Raw genomic sequence first — 15,383 nt, 5'->3', positions numbered from 1 at the left:
GTCCACGGAATCTGTGGATAACTCTGTGAGTCTCCTTGGGAGCAGTATACGTTTGGCAAGCGTTTGTTGGGGATTCCTCGAGTTGCCTAAAAATGCCGCATTTTCTCACGCCATTGATTTCATTGGAAATTATTTATCACCACAACAATCCCATGAATTTGCTGGCAGAATCGTGAAGAAATTGCGAAGGCCAGAAGCAAAGTGGACAAGTTGCCGCAGCTGCGAAGAAGGCCGGATCACTCGGCGATCAGCGTATCGGGCGTCTGCCAACCCAGATGCTGCCCGCCATCGGCACAGATCAACTGCCCGGTGACGGAACGGGCCTCCAGCAGATAGGCGAGGGCGTGGCGGATCTCGGCGGCATCGGTGCCATGCCCCAGCAAGGTAGCCGCCTGTTGGGCGCGGAACTGGGCCTCCGACTGGCGCGCGCCCTGCAACGCGGGGCCGGGGCCGATTGCATTGACCCGGATCGCCGGGGCCAGCGCCTGCGCCATGGTCCGCGTCAGCCACCAGAGCCCGGCCTTGGCCAGCGAATAGGTCATGAACTGTGGCGTGGGCTTCAACACGCGCTGGTCCAGCATGTTGACGATCAACCCCTGAGGCCCGGCGTCCCGACCGACCGGAACCTGCGCCGCGAAGGCCTGCGACAGGATGAAGGGCGCGCGCAGGTTCGAGCCGAGATGCATGTCCCAGCTTTCGTGGGTTGCGCTCTCGATCGTGTCCGCCTCGAAGATCGAGGCGTTGTTCACCAGCACCCGGACCGGCCCCATTGCCATGGCAACGCGGGGAAGAAGGCCCTCGACCGCGTCGAGGTCGAGGAGGTCGGCGCCAAAGCACTCTGCCCGGACGCCGAAGGCGCGCAGCTCGCGCGCGGTATCCTCGGCCGCCTCCGCCGAATGGTGGAAATGGATGGCGACATCATGGCCGCGCGCGGCCAGTTCCAGCGCCATCTCGCGCCCCAGCCGCCGGGCGGCTCCGGTGACGAGGGCGGTCATTTCCTCGGGATGCCCAGCAACCGCGCGATCAGCCGCCGCACCCCCGGTCCCGCCGCGAGCGCCAGCGCGATGATGATGAGCAGGCAAAGCAGGACGGCCTTGATCATCAGCCCCTCGCGTCGAAGCGGGCAAAGGCGGCGCGTTCCTCGATCGTGTCGAAGACGTCTCCTGCCGATATGCCGAAGCGGCGCAGCAGGGGCACGCGCTGACCATAGGTCTGGAAGCGGACCTTCTCGCCGTAAAGCTCGCGCATTTTCGGGACCAGATGGGCGATCCCGTCGGCGAGGCCAAGCGTCACGGCTTCTTTCCCGGTCCAGATCTCGCCCGTGAACAGGTCGCGATCCTGCGCCAGGCGGTTGCCGCGCCGGCTGACGACCTGCTGCTTGAAGGCCCCGTGGATCGGCTCAAGCAGGCGGTTCAACCGCTCGACATCCTCGGGGTTTTCGGGCCGGAACGGGTCGAGCATGGATTTCGACTGGCCGGCGGTATGCACGCGCCGTTCGATCCCGTAGCGGCCGATCAGGTCGGCAAAGCCGAACCCGGCCGAGATCACGCCGATCGAGCCGAGGACCGAGCTTTCGTCGGCCCAGATGAAATCGGCGGCCGAGGCCAGCCAGTAGCCGCCCGATGCCGCCATATCCTCGACGAAAGCGTGGACGGGAACCTCATGCTCCTCTGACAGGCGCCGGATACGCGCGCCGATCAGGCTGGACTGGACGGGCGACCCACCGGGAGAGTTCAGCGCGATCGCGACGGCCACCGGCTTGCGGCGCTTGAACGCGCGCTCGAGCAGGGGGGCCAGCGTGGCGTCGGAAAGGCCCGCGCCACCGCGAGCGGATGAGCCGATGATGCCTTGCAGCCTGAGCACGGCAACGGTGGGAGGGCGGTTGAGAAAGGGAATTCGCATGTGTTCCCAGATAGGAAGCGTTTTCCGCTTAGGCAAGCCGCTCGCCCCTCGCGTCAAGGAAATCGAGGACTTCGGCGCGGTCGGGCATGGCATCGCCCGCACCGTGCCGCGTCACCTGAAGCGCGGCGGCGGCGGCGGCATTGCGCAGCGCGGTCGGCACATCCTCGCCCCGGTCGAGGCCAGCGGCGAACCAGCCGGCGAAACAATCCCCGGCCCCGGTCGTGTCGATCGCCTCGACCGGATAGGCGGGCTGGCGATCAATGGTGCCGCGCGTCAGGTCGCGATATTCCGCCCCGGCGCTGCCGCGGGTGATCAACAGCCCCTCGACCGGCAGGTTCTCTCCCAGAGCGGCGAAAGCCTCGGCCGCCTCGCCCTCGTTCAGGGCAAGGATCGAGACATGCGGCAGGACATCGCGCAGCGCCGCGATGTCGAAGGGCGCGCAGGAATAGATCACCCGCGCCCCGGCCTTGCGGGCATGGGCCGCGGCTTCGACCTGCAGGCTCGTCTCGTTCTGCAGCATCAGGGTGTCGCCCGGACCGATGGAGGCGAGGTCGCCCATCACCGTCTCGGGCGACAGCGCGCGGTTCGCGCCGCCATGGACGATGATCGAATTCTCGGCGCTGTCATCGACGAGGATGATGGCATGGCCCGTCACCTGCCCGGCAAGCCGTGCGATGCGGTCGGTGGTGACCCCTGCGCTGGACAGCCGGTCCAGAACCCAGTCGTCGCCCGTCCCCATTGCGCCAAGATGCACGACCTTGACCCCGGCCCGCGCCGCCGCGACCGACTGGTTCGCGCCCTTGCCGCCAAGCCCGTGCGAGAGCTGGCGGGAATGGATCGTCTCGCCCGAGCGCGGGAGGTTCGCCAGCCGGTAGACATGGTCGATATGGATCGAGCCGAGATTATAGATGGTCATCGCCGTTTCCTCTTCGCTGGCGCCGTATCTGACCGATGCGCCAAGCGCTTGTCCAGTATCCGAAACGAAAGACGCGCCCCCGAGGGGGGCGCGTCCTGTCGTGAATGAGGGTGGCGTCAGTCCTGCTTGCGACCCTGCTTGTGGGGTTGCCACAGCTTCTTGTTGGTCGCCCAGAGCAGCCCGGCGAGGACGATCAGGAACAGGACCGAAACCAGCCCGACCTGCTTGCGATCCATCATCTTCGGCTCGGCTGTCCACATCAGGAAGGCGGCGACGTCGCGGGCCATCTGGTCCACCGTGGCCTCGGTCCCGTCCTCGAAGGTCACCTGACCGTCCGAGAGGGGCGGCGGCATCTTGATCCAGCCGGTCGAGAAGGCAGCGTTGTGATAGAAGGTGCTGCCCGCCTCTTCCTTGGTTTCGCCATTATAGCCGGCAAGGATGGCGTGGATATATTCCGGCCCGCCGGTGCCGCGGAACAGCTGCGACATGCCGCTGCCGTAGGGACCGTGGAAGCCCGCGCGCGCCTTGGCCATCAGCGACAGGTCCGGGCCCATGCCTTCGTCGAGGATGGTCGGGAAATGGTCGGTCGGGATGCGCGGACGCTCCTCTCCGGTTTCCGGGTCGGTGATGGTCAGGGTCGCGGCATAGGCGCGGACCTGATCTTCGGGCAGGCCGGGGCCGCCCGCGTCATGCAGGGTGCGCAGCGGGACATAGCGCAGCCCGTGGCAGGCCGAGCAGACCTCGGTATAGACCTGCAACCCGCGTTGCAGCTGGAACTGGTCAAAGCGGCCGAACGGACCCTCGAAGCTGAACGAGATGTCCTCGATATGCGGCGCGGCATGGGACGCAGCGGCGGCTTCGCCATGTTCGCCCTCGGCTGTGGCATGCTCGCCCTCTGCTGCGGGGGCGGCAGGGGCTTCGGCTGCGGGTGCGGCTTCCGGCTCGGCCGCCGGGGCCGCCTCGGGAGCAGCGGGTTCGGCCGCGGGTTCCTCGGTCACGGCGCTTTCTGCGGTCGTGCCCTCGGCTTCCGGTTCCGCCGTCGCGGCGGCTTCGGGCGCGGCAGGTTCGGCTGCAGCTTCGGCCGGGGCTTCAGCGGCTGCCGCCGGGGCGGGTGCGGCCTCGGGGGCAGGAGCCTCCGCCGGGGTATCCGCTGCGGCAGGAGCTTCCGCCTCTGCTGCCGGAGCGGCTGGAGCAGGTGCCTCTGCCGCAGGCTCTGCTGCTGGCGCCTCCGCCGGTGCTTCGGCCGCAGGTGCAGCTTCCGTCGCCGCGGGCGCTTCCGCGACGGGCGCGGTTGCGGGCTCGGGCGTGGCGACCGGCGCCGGGGTGGTTGCGTCCCCGCTGTGATAGCTCGACCCGAGGGGTGCGCTGGTGCCGGGCGCGGTCGTGGCGTCCTGCGCCACCGCGCCTCCTGCCAAAGCAAGGGTCAGAGTCGCAACAGCCGTCAGCGATGCGTTTCGCAAGGTCATATTGCCTCTCCTTACTCGGCAGGATGGGTGTTGTTGGCGCCGTAATGGGCGCGGAAGTCTTCCTCGATGGTCGAGGGCATTGGGTCCGGCTTCTCGATGATGCCGAGGATCGGCAGGATCACGAGGAAATAGGCGAACCAATAGGCCGCGCCAGCCAGCGCGATATAGGGATAGATCCCCTCGGCCGGCATCGCCCCCACCCACATCAGGATCACGAAGTCGATGGCGAGCAGCCAGTACCACCACTTGAACAGCGGACGGAACCGGCCCGAACGCACCCGCGAGGTGTCGAGCCACGGCACCAGCGCAAGGACGAGGATCGCGCCGAACATCGCGATCACGCCGAAGAACTTGGCGTCGATGATGCGGAAGGACAGGAAGTTCACCAGCTGCACCAGCCAGACATCGGCGGTGAAGGCGCGCAGGATCGCGTAGAAGGGCAGGAAATACCATTCCGGCACGATATGGGCGGGCGTCGCCAGCGGGTTCGCCTCGATATAGTTGTCAGGGTGGCCCAGATAGTTCGGCATGAAGCCGACCACCGCGAAGAACACCACCAGCACGACGGCCAGCCCGACAAGATCCTTGATCACGAAATAGGGCCAGAAGGGCAGGGTGTCTTTCTGCGCCTCCTCCTTCGAGGTGCGGCGGACTTCGACGCCCGTGGGGTTGTTGTTGCCGGTGGTGTGGAAGGCCCAGATATGGACGATCACCAGCCCGGCGATGACGAAGGGCAGCAGGTAATGCAACGAGAAGAAACGGTTCAGCGTCGCGTTGTCGACGGCAGGCCCGCCCAGCAGCCAGGTCTGGATCGACTGGCCGATGCCCGGAATGGCGCCGAAAAGCCCGGTGATCACGGTCGCGCCCCAGAAGGACATCTGACCCCAGGGCAGCACATAGCCCATGAAGGCCGTGCCCATCATCAGCAGATAGATCAGCATGCCGACGATCCACGTCACCTCGCGCGGGGCCTTGTAGGAGCCGTAATAGAGGCCGCGGAAGATGTGGATATAGACGGCGAAGAAGAAGAGCGACGCGCCGTTTGCATGCAGGTAGCGCAGCATGTAGCCGCCGTTCACGTCGCGCATGATATGCTCGACCGAGGCGAAGGCCAGGTCGACATGCGGGGTGTAATGCATCACGAGGACAACGCCGGTCGCGATCTGCAGCACGAGGCAGAAGGCCAGCACCATGCCCCAGATCCACAACCAGTTCAGGTTCTTGGGCGTGGGGATCATCAGGGTGTCATAGAGCAGGCCGACGATCGGCAGGCGGCGGTGCAGCCAGCGCTCGGGCGCAGTCGTGGGTTCGTAATGGTCGTGGGGAATTCCGGCCATCTTGCGCTCCTCAGCCCAGCTGGATGGTGGTGTCGTTGACGAAGGCGGCGACGGGAACATGCAGGTTCTGCGGCGCCGGCCCCTTGCGGATACGTCCCGCCGTGTCGTAGTGCGAGCCGTGGCAGGGGCAGAACCAGCCGCCGAAGTCACCCGCACCGTCGCCGATCGGCACGCAGCCCAGATGGGTGCAGACCCCCAGCATCACCAACCATTCCCCGGCCTCGTCCAGCGTGCGGTTCTGGTCAAGCGCGGGTTCGTTCGGCTTGTTTGCGTTCTCGGCGCTCTGGTCGATGAGCTGGTTCAGCTCCACCTCGCGGCCCTTCTGGATCTCGTCCTCGGTCCGGCGGCGGATGAACACGGGCTTGCCCAGCCATTTGACCGTCAGCTGCGTGCCGGTCTGGACGCCGCTGACATCGACCTGGATCGACGAGAGCGCCTGCACGTCGGCTGACGGGTTCATCTGGTTGACAAGGGTCCAGGCCGCTGCGCCGGCTGCAATCGCGCCGGCCCCTGCCGTCGCGAAATAGAGGAAATCCCTCCGGGTGGCGCCGCTGTCTCCTGCGTGGTCGTCTGCGTGGGACACGGGTCTGCTCTCCATTTATTCCCCTGCTACAGGGCGATATGACGGAACGGGCCGTGACACGACGCACTTCCCCCTCCCGGAAAAGTTTGTAGCGGTCAAATTCTTGTCAGTCCAGCGCGGGTCGGAACGCTAAGGCCCGGAGGTGTGGGATTTTGGTTGCGCTTGCCCGGAGAAGCGTCCTCACAACAGGCCTTCGGCGCGAAAACTCAGCTCACGCGACTTGCCGACGATCAGATGGTCATGGATCGTCAGCCCCATGACCTCGGCCGCGGCGGCGATGCGGTTGGTCATGGTAATGTCCGCCTGCGAGGGGGTCGGGTCGCCCGAGGGATGATTGTGGACCAGAATCAGCGCGCTGGCGCTGAGTTCCAGCGCGCGGCGCATGATCTCGCGCGGGTAGACCGGGACGTGGTCGACGGTGCCCTTGGCCTGCTCCTCATCCGCGATCAGCACGTTCTTGCGGTCGAGATAGAGAACGCGAAACTCCTCGATCTCGCGATGGGCCATCGCCGTGTGGCAATAATCGAGCAGCGCCTCCCAGCTTGTCAGCACCGGGCGGTGGATGACGCGAGAGCGGGCGAGGCGCTGCGCCGCCGCTTCGACGATCTTCAGCTCGCCGATGACGGCCGGGCCGACACCCAGCACCTCGGCCAGCCGGGCGGGCGAGGCGGACAGAACCCGGTTGAAGTCCCCGAATCTCTCGATCAGCGCGCGGGCGAGGGGTTTCACATCCTGACGGGGAATCGCGCGGAAAAGCACCAGTTCGAGCAATTCGTAATCCGGCATCGCGCTGGCGCCGCCCTGCATGAACCGCTCACGCAGGCGGGCGCGGTGGTCGGCGAGATAGCTGGGCAGGCGGGAGGATGCCGCAGTCGGACCGTCGCCCGGTTCCGCCGGTTGCGGCGCGGGGAACAGGGGCAGCATCGCTTCGTCGAATGATCGATTCGTGTCCATGACGCGAGGCTGTCATGGCAGCGGTAAACGGGCCGTTAACGCGGCCCGTCCAGGAAAGGCCTCAGCCCTTCATCTCGTCCCAGAAGCCCTTGATCTTCTGGAAGAAGCCCTGCGTCTCGGGGCTGTTATCGGCCTTGATCGCCTCGAATTCGCGCAGCAATTCGCGCTGGCGCGAGGTCAGGTTCACCGGCGTCTCGACCGTCAGTTCGATCAGCATGTCGCCGAACTCGCCGTTCATGCCGGGGCCGTGGCGCAGCGGAGGCATGCCCTTGCCGCGCAGGCGCAACTGCTTGCCGGACTGGGTGCCCGGCGGGATCTTGACGCGCGAGCGTCCGCCGTCGATCGTCGGCACCTCGATCTCTCCGCCAAGCGCGGCGCTGATCATGCTGACCGGCACCTGGCAGGCAAGGATCCTGCCGTCGCGGATGAAGATCTGATGCTCCTTCACCTCGATGAAGATATAGAGGTCGCCCGCAGGACCGCCGCGCATCCCGGCCTCGCCCTCGCCGGCAAGGCGGATGCGGGTGCCGGTCTCGACCCCGGCGGGGATATTGACCGAGAGCGTGCGCTCCTTCTCGATCCGGCCGGCGCCGTGGCATTCCTTGCAGGGATTCTTGACGATCTGGCCCTGTCCGTTGCAGGTCGGGCAGGTGCGCTCGACGGTGAAGAAACCCTGGCTGGCGCGGACCTTGCCCATGCCCGAGCAGGTCGGGCAGGTGGCGGGTTCGACCGCGCCCTCGGCCCCGGTGCCGTTGCAGGCGCCGCAGGCGACCGAGCCGGGAACGGTGATCGCCTTCTGCGCGCCGCCATAGGCTTCCTCCAGCGTCACGCGGAGATTGTAGCGCAGGTCTTGGCCACGCGTCGCCCGCGACCGGCCATTGGCCCCGCCGGGTCGGCGGCCCATCATGTCGCCGAACAGATCCTCGAACACATCGGCAAAGGCGGAACCGAAATCGCCCTGGCCATTCGCGCCGCGACCGAAGCCCCCGCCGAAACCGCCGCCGCCCTCGAAGGCGGCATGGCCGAAGCGGTCATAGGCGGCCTTCTTCTGGTCGTCTTTCAGGCATTCATAGGCTTCGTTCACTTCCTTGAACGCGGCCTCCGATACCTTGCAGTCCTTGTTGCGGTCGGGGTGAAGCTGTTTTGCCTTGGCGCGGTAGGCCTTCTTGATTTCGTCGGCCGCAGCGCCCCGCGTCACTCCCAACACTTCGTAATAGTCACGTTTCGCCATGTCGATTGCGTCCGGGGTCCTTCAAGAAATAACCGGCCCGCGCGGGTGGCGCAGCGGGCCGGCTGAGGTAGGTTCACATAACGCTTACTTGCGCTTGTTGTCGCCGAGGTCTTCGAAATCGGCGTCGACGATGTCGTCGTCATCGCGCGAGCGGGGCTCCTCGGCCTCACCGGCTTCGCCGCCCTCGGCCTGGCTCGACTTGTAGATCGCTTCGCCGAGCTTCATCGAAGCGTCCATCAGGTTCTGGATGCCACCCTTGATCTTGCCGGCATCGTCCGACTTCAGGGTATCTTCCAGCGCGCCGACGGCCAGTTCGATTGCCTCGACAGTCGAGCCGTCGACCTTGTCGCCATGCTCTTCCAGCGATTTCTTGGTCGAATGGATCAGGCTTTCGGCCTGGTTCCGGGCCTCGACCAGTTCCTTGCGCTTCTTGTCCGCCTCGGCATTGGCCTCGGCGTCCTTCACCATCTTGTCGATATCCTCGTCGGAGAGACCGCCCGAGGCCTGGATGGTGATGTTCTGCTGCTTGCCGGTGCCTTTGTCCTTGGCCGAGACCGAAACGATGCCGTTCGCGTCGATGTCGAAGGTGACTTCGATCTGCGGCATGCCGCGCGGCGCGGGCGGGATGTCCTCAAGGTTGAACTGGCCGAGCAGCTTGTTATCGGCAGCCATCTCGCGCTCACCCTGGAAGACCCGGATGGTGACGGCGTTCTGGTTGTCCTCGGCGGTCGAGAAGATCTGCGACTTCTTGGTCGGGATCGTGGTGTTGCGGTCGATCAGGCGGGTGAAGACACCGCCCAGCGTCTCGATGCCCAAGGACAGCGGGGTCACGTCGAGCAGGACCACGTCCTTGACGTCGCCTTGCAGCACGCCGGCCTGAATGGCCGCGCCAAGCGCCACGACCTCATCGGGGTTCACGCCCTTATGGGGTTCCTTGCCGAAGAATTCGCTGACGGTCTCGATGACTTTCGGCATGCGGGTCATGCCGCCGACCAGAACGATCTCGTCGATGTCGCCTTTCGACAGGCCGGCATCCTTCAGCGCGTCCTGAACCGGCTTGATCGTGCGCTTGATCAGGTCGCCGACCAGGCTTTCCAGCTTGGCGCGGGTCAGTTTCATGACCATGTGCAGCGGCGTGCCCGAATCCTTGTCCATCGAGATGAACGGCTGGTTGATCTCGGTCTGGGAGGAGCTGGACAGCTCGATCTTGGCTTTCTCGGCGGCTTCCTTCAGGCGCTGAAGGGCCATCTTGTCCTTGGTCAGGTCGACGCCGTGTTCCTTTTTGAACTCGTCGGCGAGGTAGTTGACGATGCGCATGTCGAAGTCTTCGCCGCCAAGGAACGTGTCCCCGTTGGTCGATTTCACTTCGAAGAGGCCATCGTCGATCTCGAGGATGGTGATGTCGAAGGTGCCGCCACCAAGGTCATAGACCGCGATGGTTTTCGATTCCTTCTTGTCCAGACCATAGGCCAGCGCGGCCGCGGTCGGCTCGTTGATGATGCGCAGGACTTCGAGGCCCGCGATCTTGCCCGCGTCCTTGGTCGCCTGACGCTGGGCGTCGTTGAAATAGGCCGGAACCGTGATGACGGCCTGCGTGACCGGCTCGCCCAGATACGATTCGGCGGTTTCTTTCATCTTCTGCAGGATGAAGGCCGAGACCTGGCTCGGGGAATATTTCTCGCCACGCACTTCGACCCAGGCGTCACCATTGCCGCCATCGACGATGGCGTAAGGGACGAGCTTCTTGTCTTTCTCGACTTCCGCGTCGGTGGTGCGGCGCCCGATCAGGCGCTTGACGGCGAATACGGTGTTCGACGGGTTGGTGACGGCTTGGCGCTTGGCAGGCTGGCCGACCAGACGCTCGGTGTCGGTGAAGCCGACGATCGAGGGGGTCGTGCGCGCGCCTTCCGAGTTCTCGATGACCTTGGGCTGGCTGCCATCCATGATGGCGACGCAGCTGTTCGTGGTCCCGAGGTCGATGCCGATGACTTTAGACATGCAATAACCTTTCTTGCGGCGATATTATGGGCTCCGGGTCCCCGAGAGGCCCCCATAGCCCGATCCCTGGATTGACCGGAGGACAGGCCTCCGAACTCTTGGGGCTATATAGGAAGGCCGCAAACCGCCTGCAAGCTGAGCATGAGCCGGAATCGGCGCGGGAATTATCGCGCCGACCGCCGGTACAGGGCGCGCGCCCTCAGCGCCCCGCCATGGAACTGATGGAGAGCGACTTGCGGGTGACGAACTCGATCATCAGGCCGATCATCAGCAGCGCGACCGTGCAATAAAGCGGATATTCAAGGCTGGTATTGCGCGGCGAGTAATTGATGAAGGCAAATCCGCGCATCTGGTCGATGAGGTGGAAAAGCGGGTTCCATCCGAAACTGTGCAGCATCGCAGTGGAAAGCGCATTGGCCACGAACATCTTGCCGGAAAAGACCATGTTTATTCGCTGGTAGAAGGTTGTCGCCACCGGCGCCCCTTGTGGCCACCATGCCCTGAGCGCGAGGAAGATCAGCCCTATACAGCACCCCGAGAACCAGGCGAGCAGCAGCACGCCGTAGCAGGCGACCGGATTTTCGATCTCGATCGGGTTGATGAAGAAATGATAGGCGGTGAGGATGACGAAGGCGGAAAACGTCTGCTTGTAGAGGGTCGCAAGCGCCGATGCCGCGATCATCACCAGGGGGTTCATCGGCCCGTGCCGGTTCATCTGGTTGGCCGGATTGCCCGCCCCGGCGACGGCTCCGATCGTCTGGGTCTGGGTCATGAAAAGGAAGATCCCGCTCATGATGAACAGGAGGAAATCCCCCCGGATGGGCGAGCGGCGCACACCCAGAACCCAGAAGAGCATGAGGAGGCCGGCGATCATCATCATGCTTTGCACGATAGTCATCAGCAGGCCGACCAGAGCATTGCGCTGACCCTTCCGCAGGTTATTGACGGTCACATGATAGATGAGGGCGAGCGTGCTGAACCCGGCCTCGATCATGTTGCGGTTGCGGCGCTGTACGAACATCGATCGGCGGTATCCCGTGCTGTTGCGAGGGGGCGCTTGCCCTGTGCAATCCGTCGCATCATAAGGAACGACGATGCCGCATTCAATCGCCCGCACATCGCCGGCCGGCCGCGAGGAAAGGGATAGCCCATGCAATTTGATGTCATGATTGCCGAAATGCGCCGACTGGCACTGAAGGCGGGCGACGAGATCATGCGGGTCTATGGTTCCGAAGATTTTGACGTCCGGGCCAAATCGGACGCCTCTCCGGTGACCGAGGCGGACGAGGCGGCGGATGCGCTGATTTCTGCCGGCCTGCGCGAGAAATTCCCCGAAATTCCGCTGGTGACCGAAGAGCAGGCATCGACTCACGGCCAGCGGCTTTCGACCTTCCTGATCGTTGATCCGCTCGACGGCACCAAGGACTTCGTGCAGCGGCGCGGCGATTTCACCGTGAACATCGCCTATGTCGAGAACGGCGTGCCGCGGCTGGGCGTGGTCTACGCCCCGGCCAAGGAGCGGCTCTTCTATACCACCGCCGAGGGTGGGTCGGTCGAGGAGAAGGGGCCGTTCGGCGAGAAGCCCGGCCAGACGGTTCCGATCGGCGTGAACTCGACCCCCGATAACCGCGCTCTGATGGTCGTCGCCTCGAAATCGCATCGCGACGCGGCGACCGACGCCTATATCGCGCGCTACGGCGTGCGGGACATGACCTCGGCCGGGTCGTCGCTGAAATTCTGTCTGGTCGCGACGGGCGAGGCCGACCTCTATCCCCGTCTGGGCCGCACGATGGAATGGGACACCGCGGCGGGCGACGCCGTGCTGCGCGGCGCCGGCGGTGTGGTCGTGCGCTTTGATGACCACAGCCCGCTGGGCTATGGGAAGGCCGGGTTCGAGAATCCGTTCTTCATCGCCTTCGCCCCCGGTGTCCTGCTGGTCAAGGAATAGGAATGTCTGTCGTCATCGTCATCCCCGCGCGCCATGCCTCGACGCGCTATCCCGGCAAACCCCTGGTGGAGCTGCGCGGCGCCACCGGCGAAGGGCTGAGCCTGATCCGGCGCAGCTGGGAGGCGGCGCAGCAGGTCGAGGGGATCGAACGCGTCATCGTCGCGACGGATGACGACCGCATCCGCGACCATGCCGAGGGCTTTGGGGCCGAGGTGGCGATGACTTCTCCCCATGCGCGAAACGGGACCGAGCGTTGTGCCGAGGCCGTGGCGGGTCTGGGCTTCGCGCCCGAGATCGTCGTGAACCTGCAGGGCGACGCGCCGCTCACCCCCGCCTGGTTCATCGAGAGCCTGGTCACGGGCCTGCGCGCCGATGTCGAGGCTGATGTCGCGACTCCGGTTCTGCGCTGTTCGGGCGCGATGCGCTCGGACCTGATCGCGGACCGGGTTGCCGGTCGTGTCGGCGGAACCACCGCCGTCTTTGGCCATGATGGCCGCGCGCTCTATTTCTCGAAGGAAGTGATCCCCTTCGCCGCCGCGGATTTCGGCCCCAGCGATCCGACCCCGGTTTACCACCATGTCGGTGTCTACGCCTATCGTCCGCCGGCACTGGCCGAGTATCCGGGCTGGGGCGAGGGCCGGCTGGAGGTGTTGGAGGGGCTGGAGCAGCTTCGCTTCCTTGAGCGCGGCCGCAAGGTTCTCTGCGTCGAGGTCGAGGCGCGTGGCCGCGAGTTCTGGGAATTGAACAACCCCTCGGACGTGCCGAAGCTGGAAGCCATGATGCAGCGCATGGGCATTGCCTGATGCAGCCGGCGGGTGACGCCGGCGCGACGGTCATCGTCGTCTCGCGCCACCGCCCCCGCGAGCTGGCGCGTTGCCTGGCCGCCCTGACCCGGCAGACCCATCCCCGGCTGGAACTGGTGCTGGTCGCCGACCGCGATTCGCTTTCCATCATGCCGGAACTGCCTGTTAAGCGGGCACTCTGCGACGTCGCGAACATCTCGATCGCACGCAATGCGGGTCTCGCCCTCGCCTCGGGCGAGGTGGTGCTCTTCATCGACGACGACGCGCTGGCCGAGCCGGGATGGGTGGCCGCCCTGACGGCACCCTTTGCGGAGGATCGCGTCCATTCCGCGACCGGCTTCACCCGCGGCCCGGACGGGCTGGCCTGGCAGGTCCGGGCCGAGCGGATCACGCCCGGCGGCTTCAGCTATGAGATCGAGGTGCCGGGGCTTCGGCTTCTGGGACCGGAGGAGGGTGCGCCGGTCAGCACGCTGGGAACGAATTGCGCCTTCCGCCGCAGCGCCCTTGTCGAGATCGGCGGCTTTGATCCGGCATTCGCCTATCACCTGGATGAGAGCGACGTGAACATGCGGCTGGCGAAGCGTTTCCCCGCCGGCCTGACCGCCGTGGTTCCCCAGGCCGAGGTCATTCACGGCCTTGCGCCCGGCGTGTCCCGCGCCGCCGTGGGCGTGCCCCATGACCTTGCCGCGATCGGGCGCTCGACGGCGCTTTTCGCCTCGCGGCATGGCGGCAATCTGGATTGGCTGCGCGAGGAACAGCGCCGCCGGTTGCTGCGTCACATGGTGGCGGGCCGCCTCGATCCGATGCGGGTCGGGCCGCTGCTTGCCACGCTTGAGGCGGGGATTGCCGAGGCCGAGGCGATGGGCGCCCCCGCCTTGCCGCAATGGGATCACCCCGCGCCGCCACCCTTCCAGCAATTGCCGACGGAGCCGCCGAAGGCGGTATTCCTCTCGGGATGGCATTGGAATGCCCGCAAGCTGCGAAAAAAGGCGCGGGATGCGGTCGCGCAGGGCAATCTGGTGACGGTGTTATTGCTGACCCCAACATTTCTGCCGCATCGCCTGATTCTGCGTGAAGGCGGCTGGTGGGAGCAATATGGCGGGCTTTGGGGGGCGTCGCGGCCCGGCGATTATGCCGTGATTTTGATGAGGCGCTCTGCTAGAATTGCACGCGAATGGGGGTTTTTTGCCGCGTTGCGGCAATGATCGGCAAAAGCCTGCCGCTTCAAGTTGAATTCATAAAAGTTTCCTTAATTATATCGAACCATTCCGTGTGCCGGGGGATTGTTGTGCAACCGTCGGCTAAACGCAGATACTCTTGCCAGACCGGCGCAGACATCAGGAGACCAAATTGATGAGTCGCAAAGTGACGAAGGCCATTTTCCCGGTCGCGGGACTTGGAACCCGTTTTCTGCCGGCCACAAAGAGCATTCCGAAAGAGATCATGACGCTGGTTGACCGGCCCCTGATCCAATATGCGATCGACGAGGCCCGCGCGGCCGGGATCGAGGAATTCATCTTTGTCACCTCGCGGGGCAAGGGCGCGCTCGAGGATTATTTCGACCACGCGCATGAGCTGGAATCGAGCCTCAAGAAAGCCGGCAAGAACGATCTGCTCGACACCTTGCGCGCGACCAATATGGATTCGGGCGCAATCGCCTATGTCCGCCAGCACAAGGCGCTTGGCCTTGGCCATGCCGTCTGGTGTGCCCGCCGCCTTCTGCAGGACGAGCCGGTCGCCGTCATCCTGACCGACGACGTCATCATGGGCGAGCCGCCCTGCCTTCAGCAGATGATCGAAGCCTATCAGGAAACCGGCGGCACCATGGTCGCGACCATGGAAGTCTCGCCCGAGCGGACCAAGGCTTACGGCGTTCTGGACGTCGCCGAGGACATGGGCGCGATCGTCCGTGCCAAGGGCATGGTCGAGAAGCCCAAGGAAAACCCGCCCTCGAACCTCGCCGTCATCGGCCGCTACATCCTTGCGCCGACCGTGATGGAGAACCTGAACAAGCTCAAGCAGGGTGCCGGCGGCGAGATCCAGCTGACCGACGCCATCGCCGACGAGATCGAGGCCGGGCGCGACGTCTATGGCCTGCGCTTCCGCGGCCAGCGTTTCGATTGCGGCTCCAAGGCGGGCTTCCTGCAGGCGACCGTCGCCTTCGGCCTTGCTCGCGACGAGTTGAAGGACGAGTTCGGCGATTATCTGGCGGATATCATGTCCATGCGGAAAGCCGCAGAATAAG

The 15,383-nt window shown here is 65.1% G+C and carries 14 protein-coding genes; 4 read left to right on the top strand and 10 right to left on the bottom strand.

The features are described from left to right. Window positions 1-236 precede the first annotated feature (236 nt). The 10 genes from VNQ78_RS03265 to VNQ78_RS03220 form a co-directional block, all read right to left on the bottom strand. On the bottom strand, window positions 237-995 hold the full coding sequence (locus tag VNQ78_RS03265) for an SDR family oxidoreductase (RefSeq protein WP_325686549.1): 759 nt from the start codon (window positions 993-995) through the stop codon (window positions 237-239). A gap of 106 nt (window positions 996-1,101) precedes the next feature. Then, window positions 1,102-1,902 (bottom strand): S49 family peptidase, encoded by an 801-nt coding sequence (locus VNQ78_RS03260; RefSeq protein WP_325686547.1) that lies wholly within the window; start codon window positions 1,900-1,902, stop codon window positions 1,102-1,104. A gap of 28 nt (window positions 1,903-1,930) precedes the next feature. Beyond that, entirely contained in the window at window positions 1,931-2,818 is an 888-nt protein-coding gene (locus VNQ78_RS03255; RefSeq protein ID WP_325686545.1) for a ribokinase, read from the bottom strand. Between the two features lie 116 nt (window positions 2,819-2,934). Further along, entirely contained in the window at window positions 2,935-4,284 is a 1,350-nt protein-coding gene (locus VNQ78_RS03250) for a cytochrome c1 (RefSeq protein WP_325686543.1), read from the bottom strand. Between the two features lie 11 nt (window positions 4,285-4,295). Further along, window positions 4,296-5,621: a cytochrome b gene (gene petB, locus VNQ78_RS03245; protein WP_325686541.1), complete on the bottom strand. Its 1,326-nt coding sequence runs from the start codon at window positions 5,619-5,621 to the stop codon at window positions 4,296-4,298. 10 nt (window positions 5,622-5,631) lie between these two features. Next, window positions 5,632-6,204, bottom strand: a complete 573-nt coding sequence (gene petA / locus VNQ78_RS03240) for a ubiquinol-cytochrome c reductase iron-sulfur subunit (RefSeq protein ID WP_325686539.1) — start codon at window positions 6,202-6,204, stop codon at window positions 5,632-5,634. Window positions 6,205-6,384: 180 nt separating this feature from the next. After that, entirely contained in the window at window positions 6,385-7,158 is a 774-nt protein-coding gene (gene radC / locus VNQ78_RS03235; RefSeq protein ID WP_325686537.1) for a RadC family protein, read from the bottom strand. Between the two features lie 61 nt (window positions 7,159-7,219). Beyond that, a complete protein-coding gene (gene dnaJ / locus VNQ78_RS03230; protein WP_325686535.1) occupies window positions 7,220-8,389 on the bottom strand; it encodes a molecular chaperone DnaJ in 1,170 nt (389 codons plus the stop codon). Between the two features lie 84 nt (window positions 8,390-8,473). Continuing rightward, on the bottom strand, window positions 8,474-10,387 hold the full coding sequence (gene dnaK / locus VNQ78_RS03225) for a molecular chaperone DnaK (RefSeq protein ID WP_325686533.1): 1,914 nt from the start codon (window positions 10,385-10,387) through the stop codon (window positions 8,474-8,476). Window positions 10,388-10,586: 199 nt separating this feature from the next. Next, window positions 10,587-11,408, bottom strand: coding sequence for an ABC transporter (locus VNQ78_RS03220; protein ID WP_325686531.1), 822 nt, complete (start codon window positions 11,406-11,408; stop codon window positions 10,587-10,589). A 129-nt stretch (window positions 11,409-11,537) separates the two neighbouring features. Here VNQ78_RS03220 and cysQ point away from each other — a divergent pair, with 129 nt between their 5' ends. The 4 genes from cysQ to VNQ78_RS03200 all read left to right on the top strand — a co-directional run bounded on the left by cysQ (window position 11,538) and on the right by VNQ78_RS03200 (window position 15,382). After that, the gene (gene cysQ / locus VNQ78_RS03215; RefSeq protein ID WP_325686529.1) at window positions 11,538-12,335 is read left to right on the top strand and encodes a 3'(2'),5'-bisphosphate nucleotidase CysQ; all 798 of its coding nucleotides are present in this window, start codon (window positions 11,538-11,540) and stop codon (window positions 12,333-12,335) included. Between the two features lie 2 nt (window positions 12,336-12,337). Then, window positions 12,338-13,138 carry a manno-octulosonate cytidylyltransferase gene (locus VNQ78_RS03210; protein ID WP_325686527.1) on the top strand — a complete coding sequence of 267 codons (801 nt, stop codon included), beginning with the start codon at window positions 12,338-12,340 and terminating at the stop codon, window positions 13,136-13,138. After that, on the top strand, window positions 13,138-14,343 hold the full coding sequence (locus tag VNQ78_RS03205; protein ID WP_325686525.1) for a glycosyltransferase family A protein: 1,206 nt from the start codon (window positions 13,138-13,140) through the stop codon (window positions 14,341-14,343). Before VNQ78_RS03210 ends, VNQ78_RS03205 begins: the two co-directional genes overlap by 1 nt. 148 nt (window positions 14,344-14,491) lie before the next feature. Next, a complete protein-coding gene (locus VNQ78_RS03200) occupies window positions 14,492-15,382 on the top strand; it encodes a UTP--glucose-1-phosphate uridylyltransferase (RefSeq protein WP_325686523.1) in 891 nt (296 codons plus the stop codon). Window position 15,383 lies beyond the last annotated feature (1 nt).

It is taken from the genome of Paracoccus sp. (in: a-proteobacteria), from assembly GCF_035556475.1.
GTDB lineage: Bacteria > Pseudomonadota > Alphaproteobacteria > Rhodobacterales > Rhodobacteraceae > Paracoccus.
Note: the sequence above shows the minus strand (reverse complement) of the source record. Positions and strands in the feature narration are given on the sequence as shown.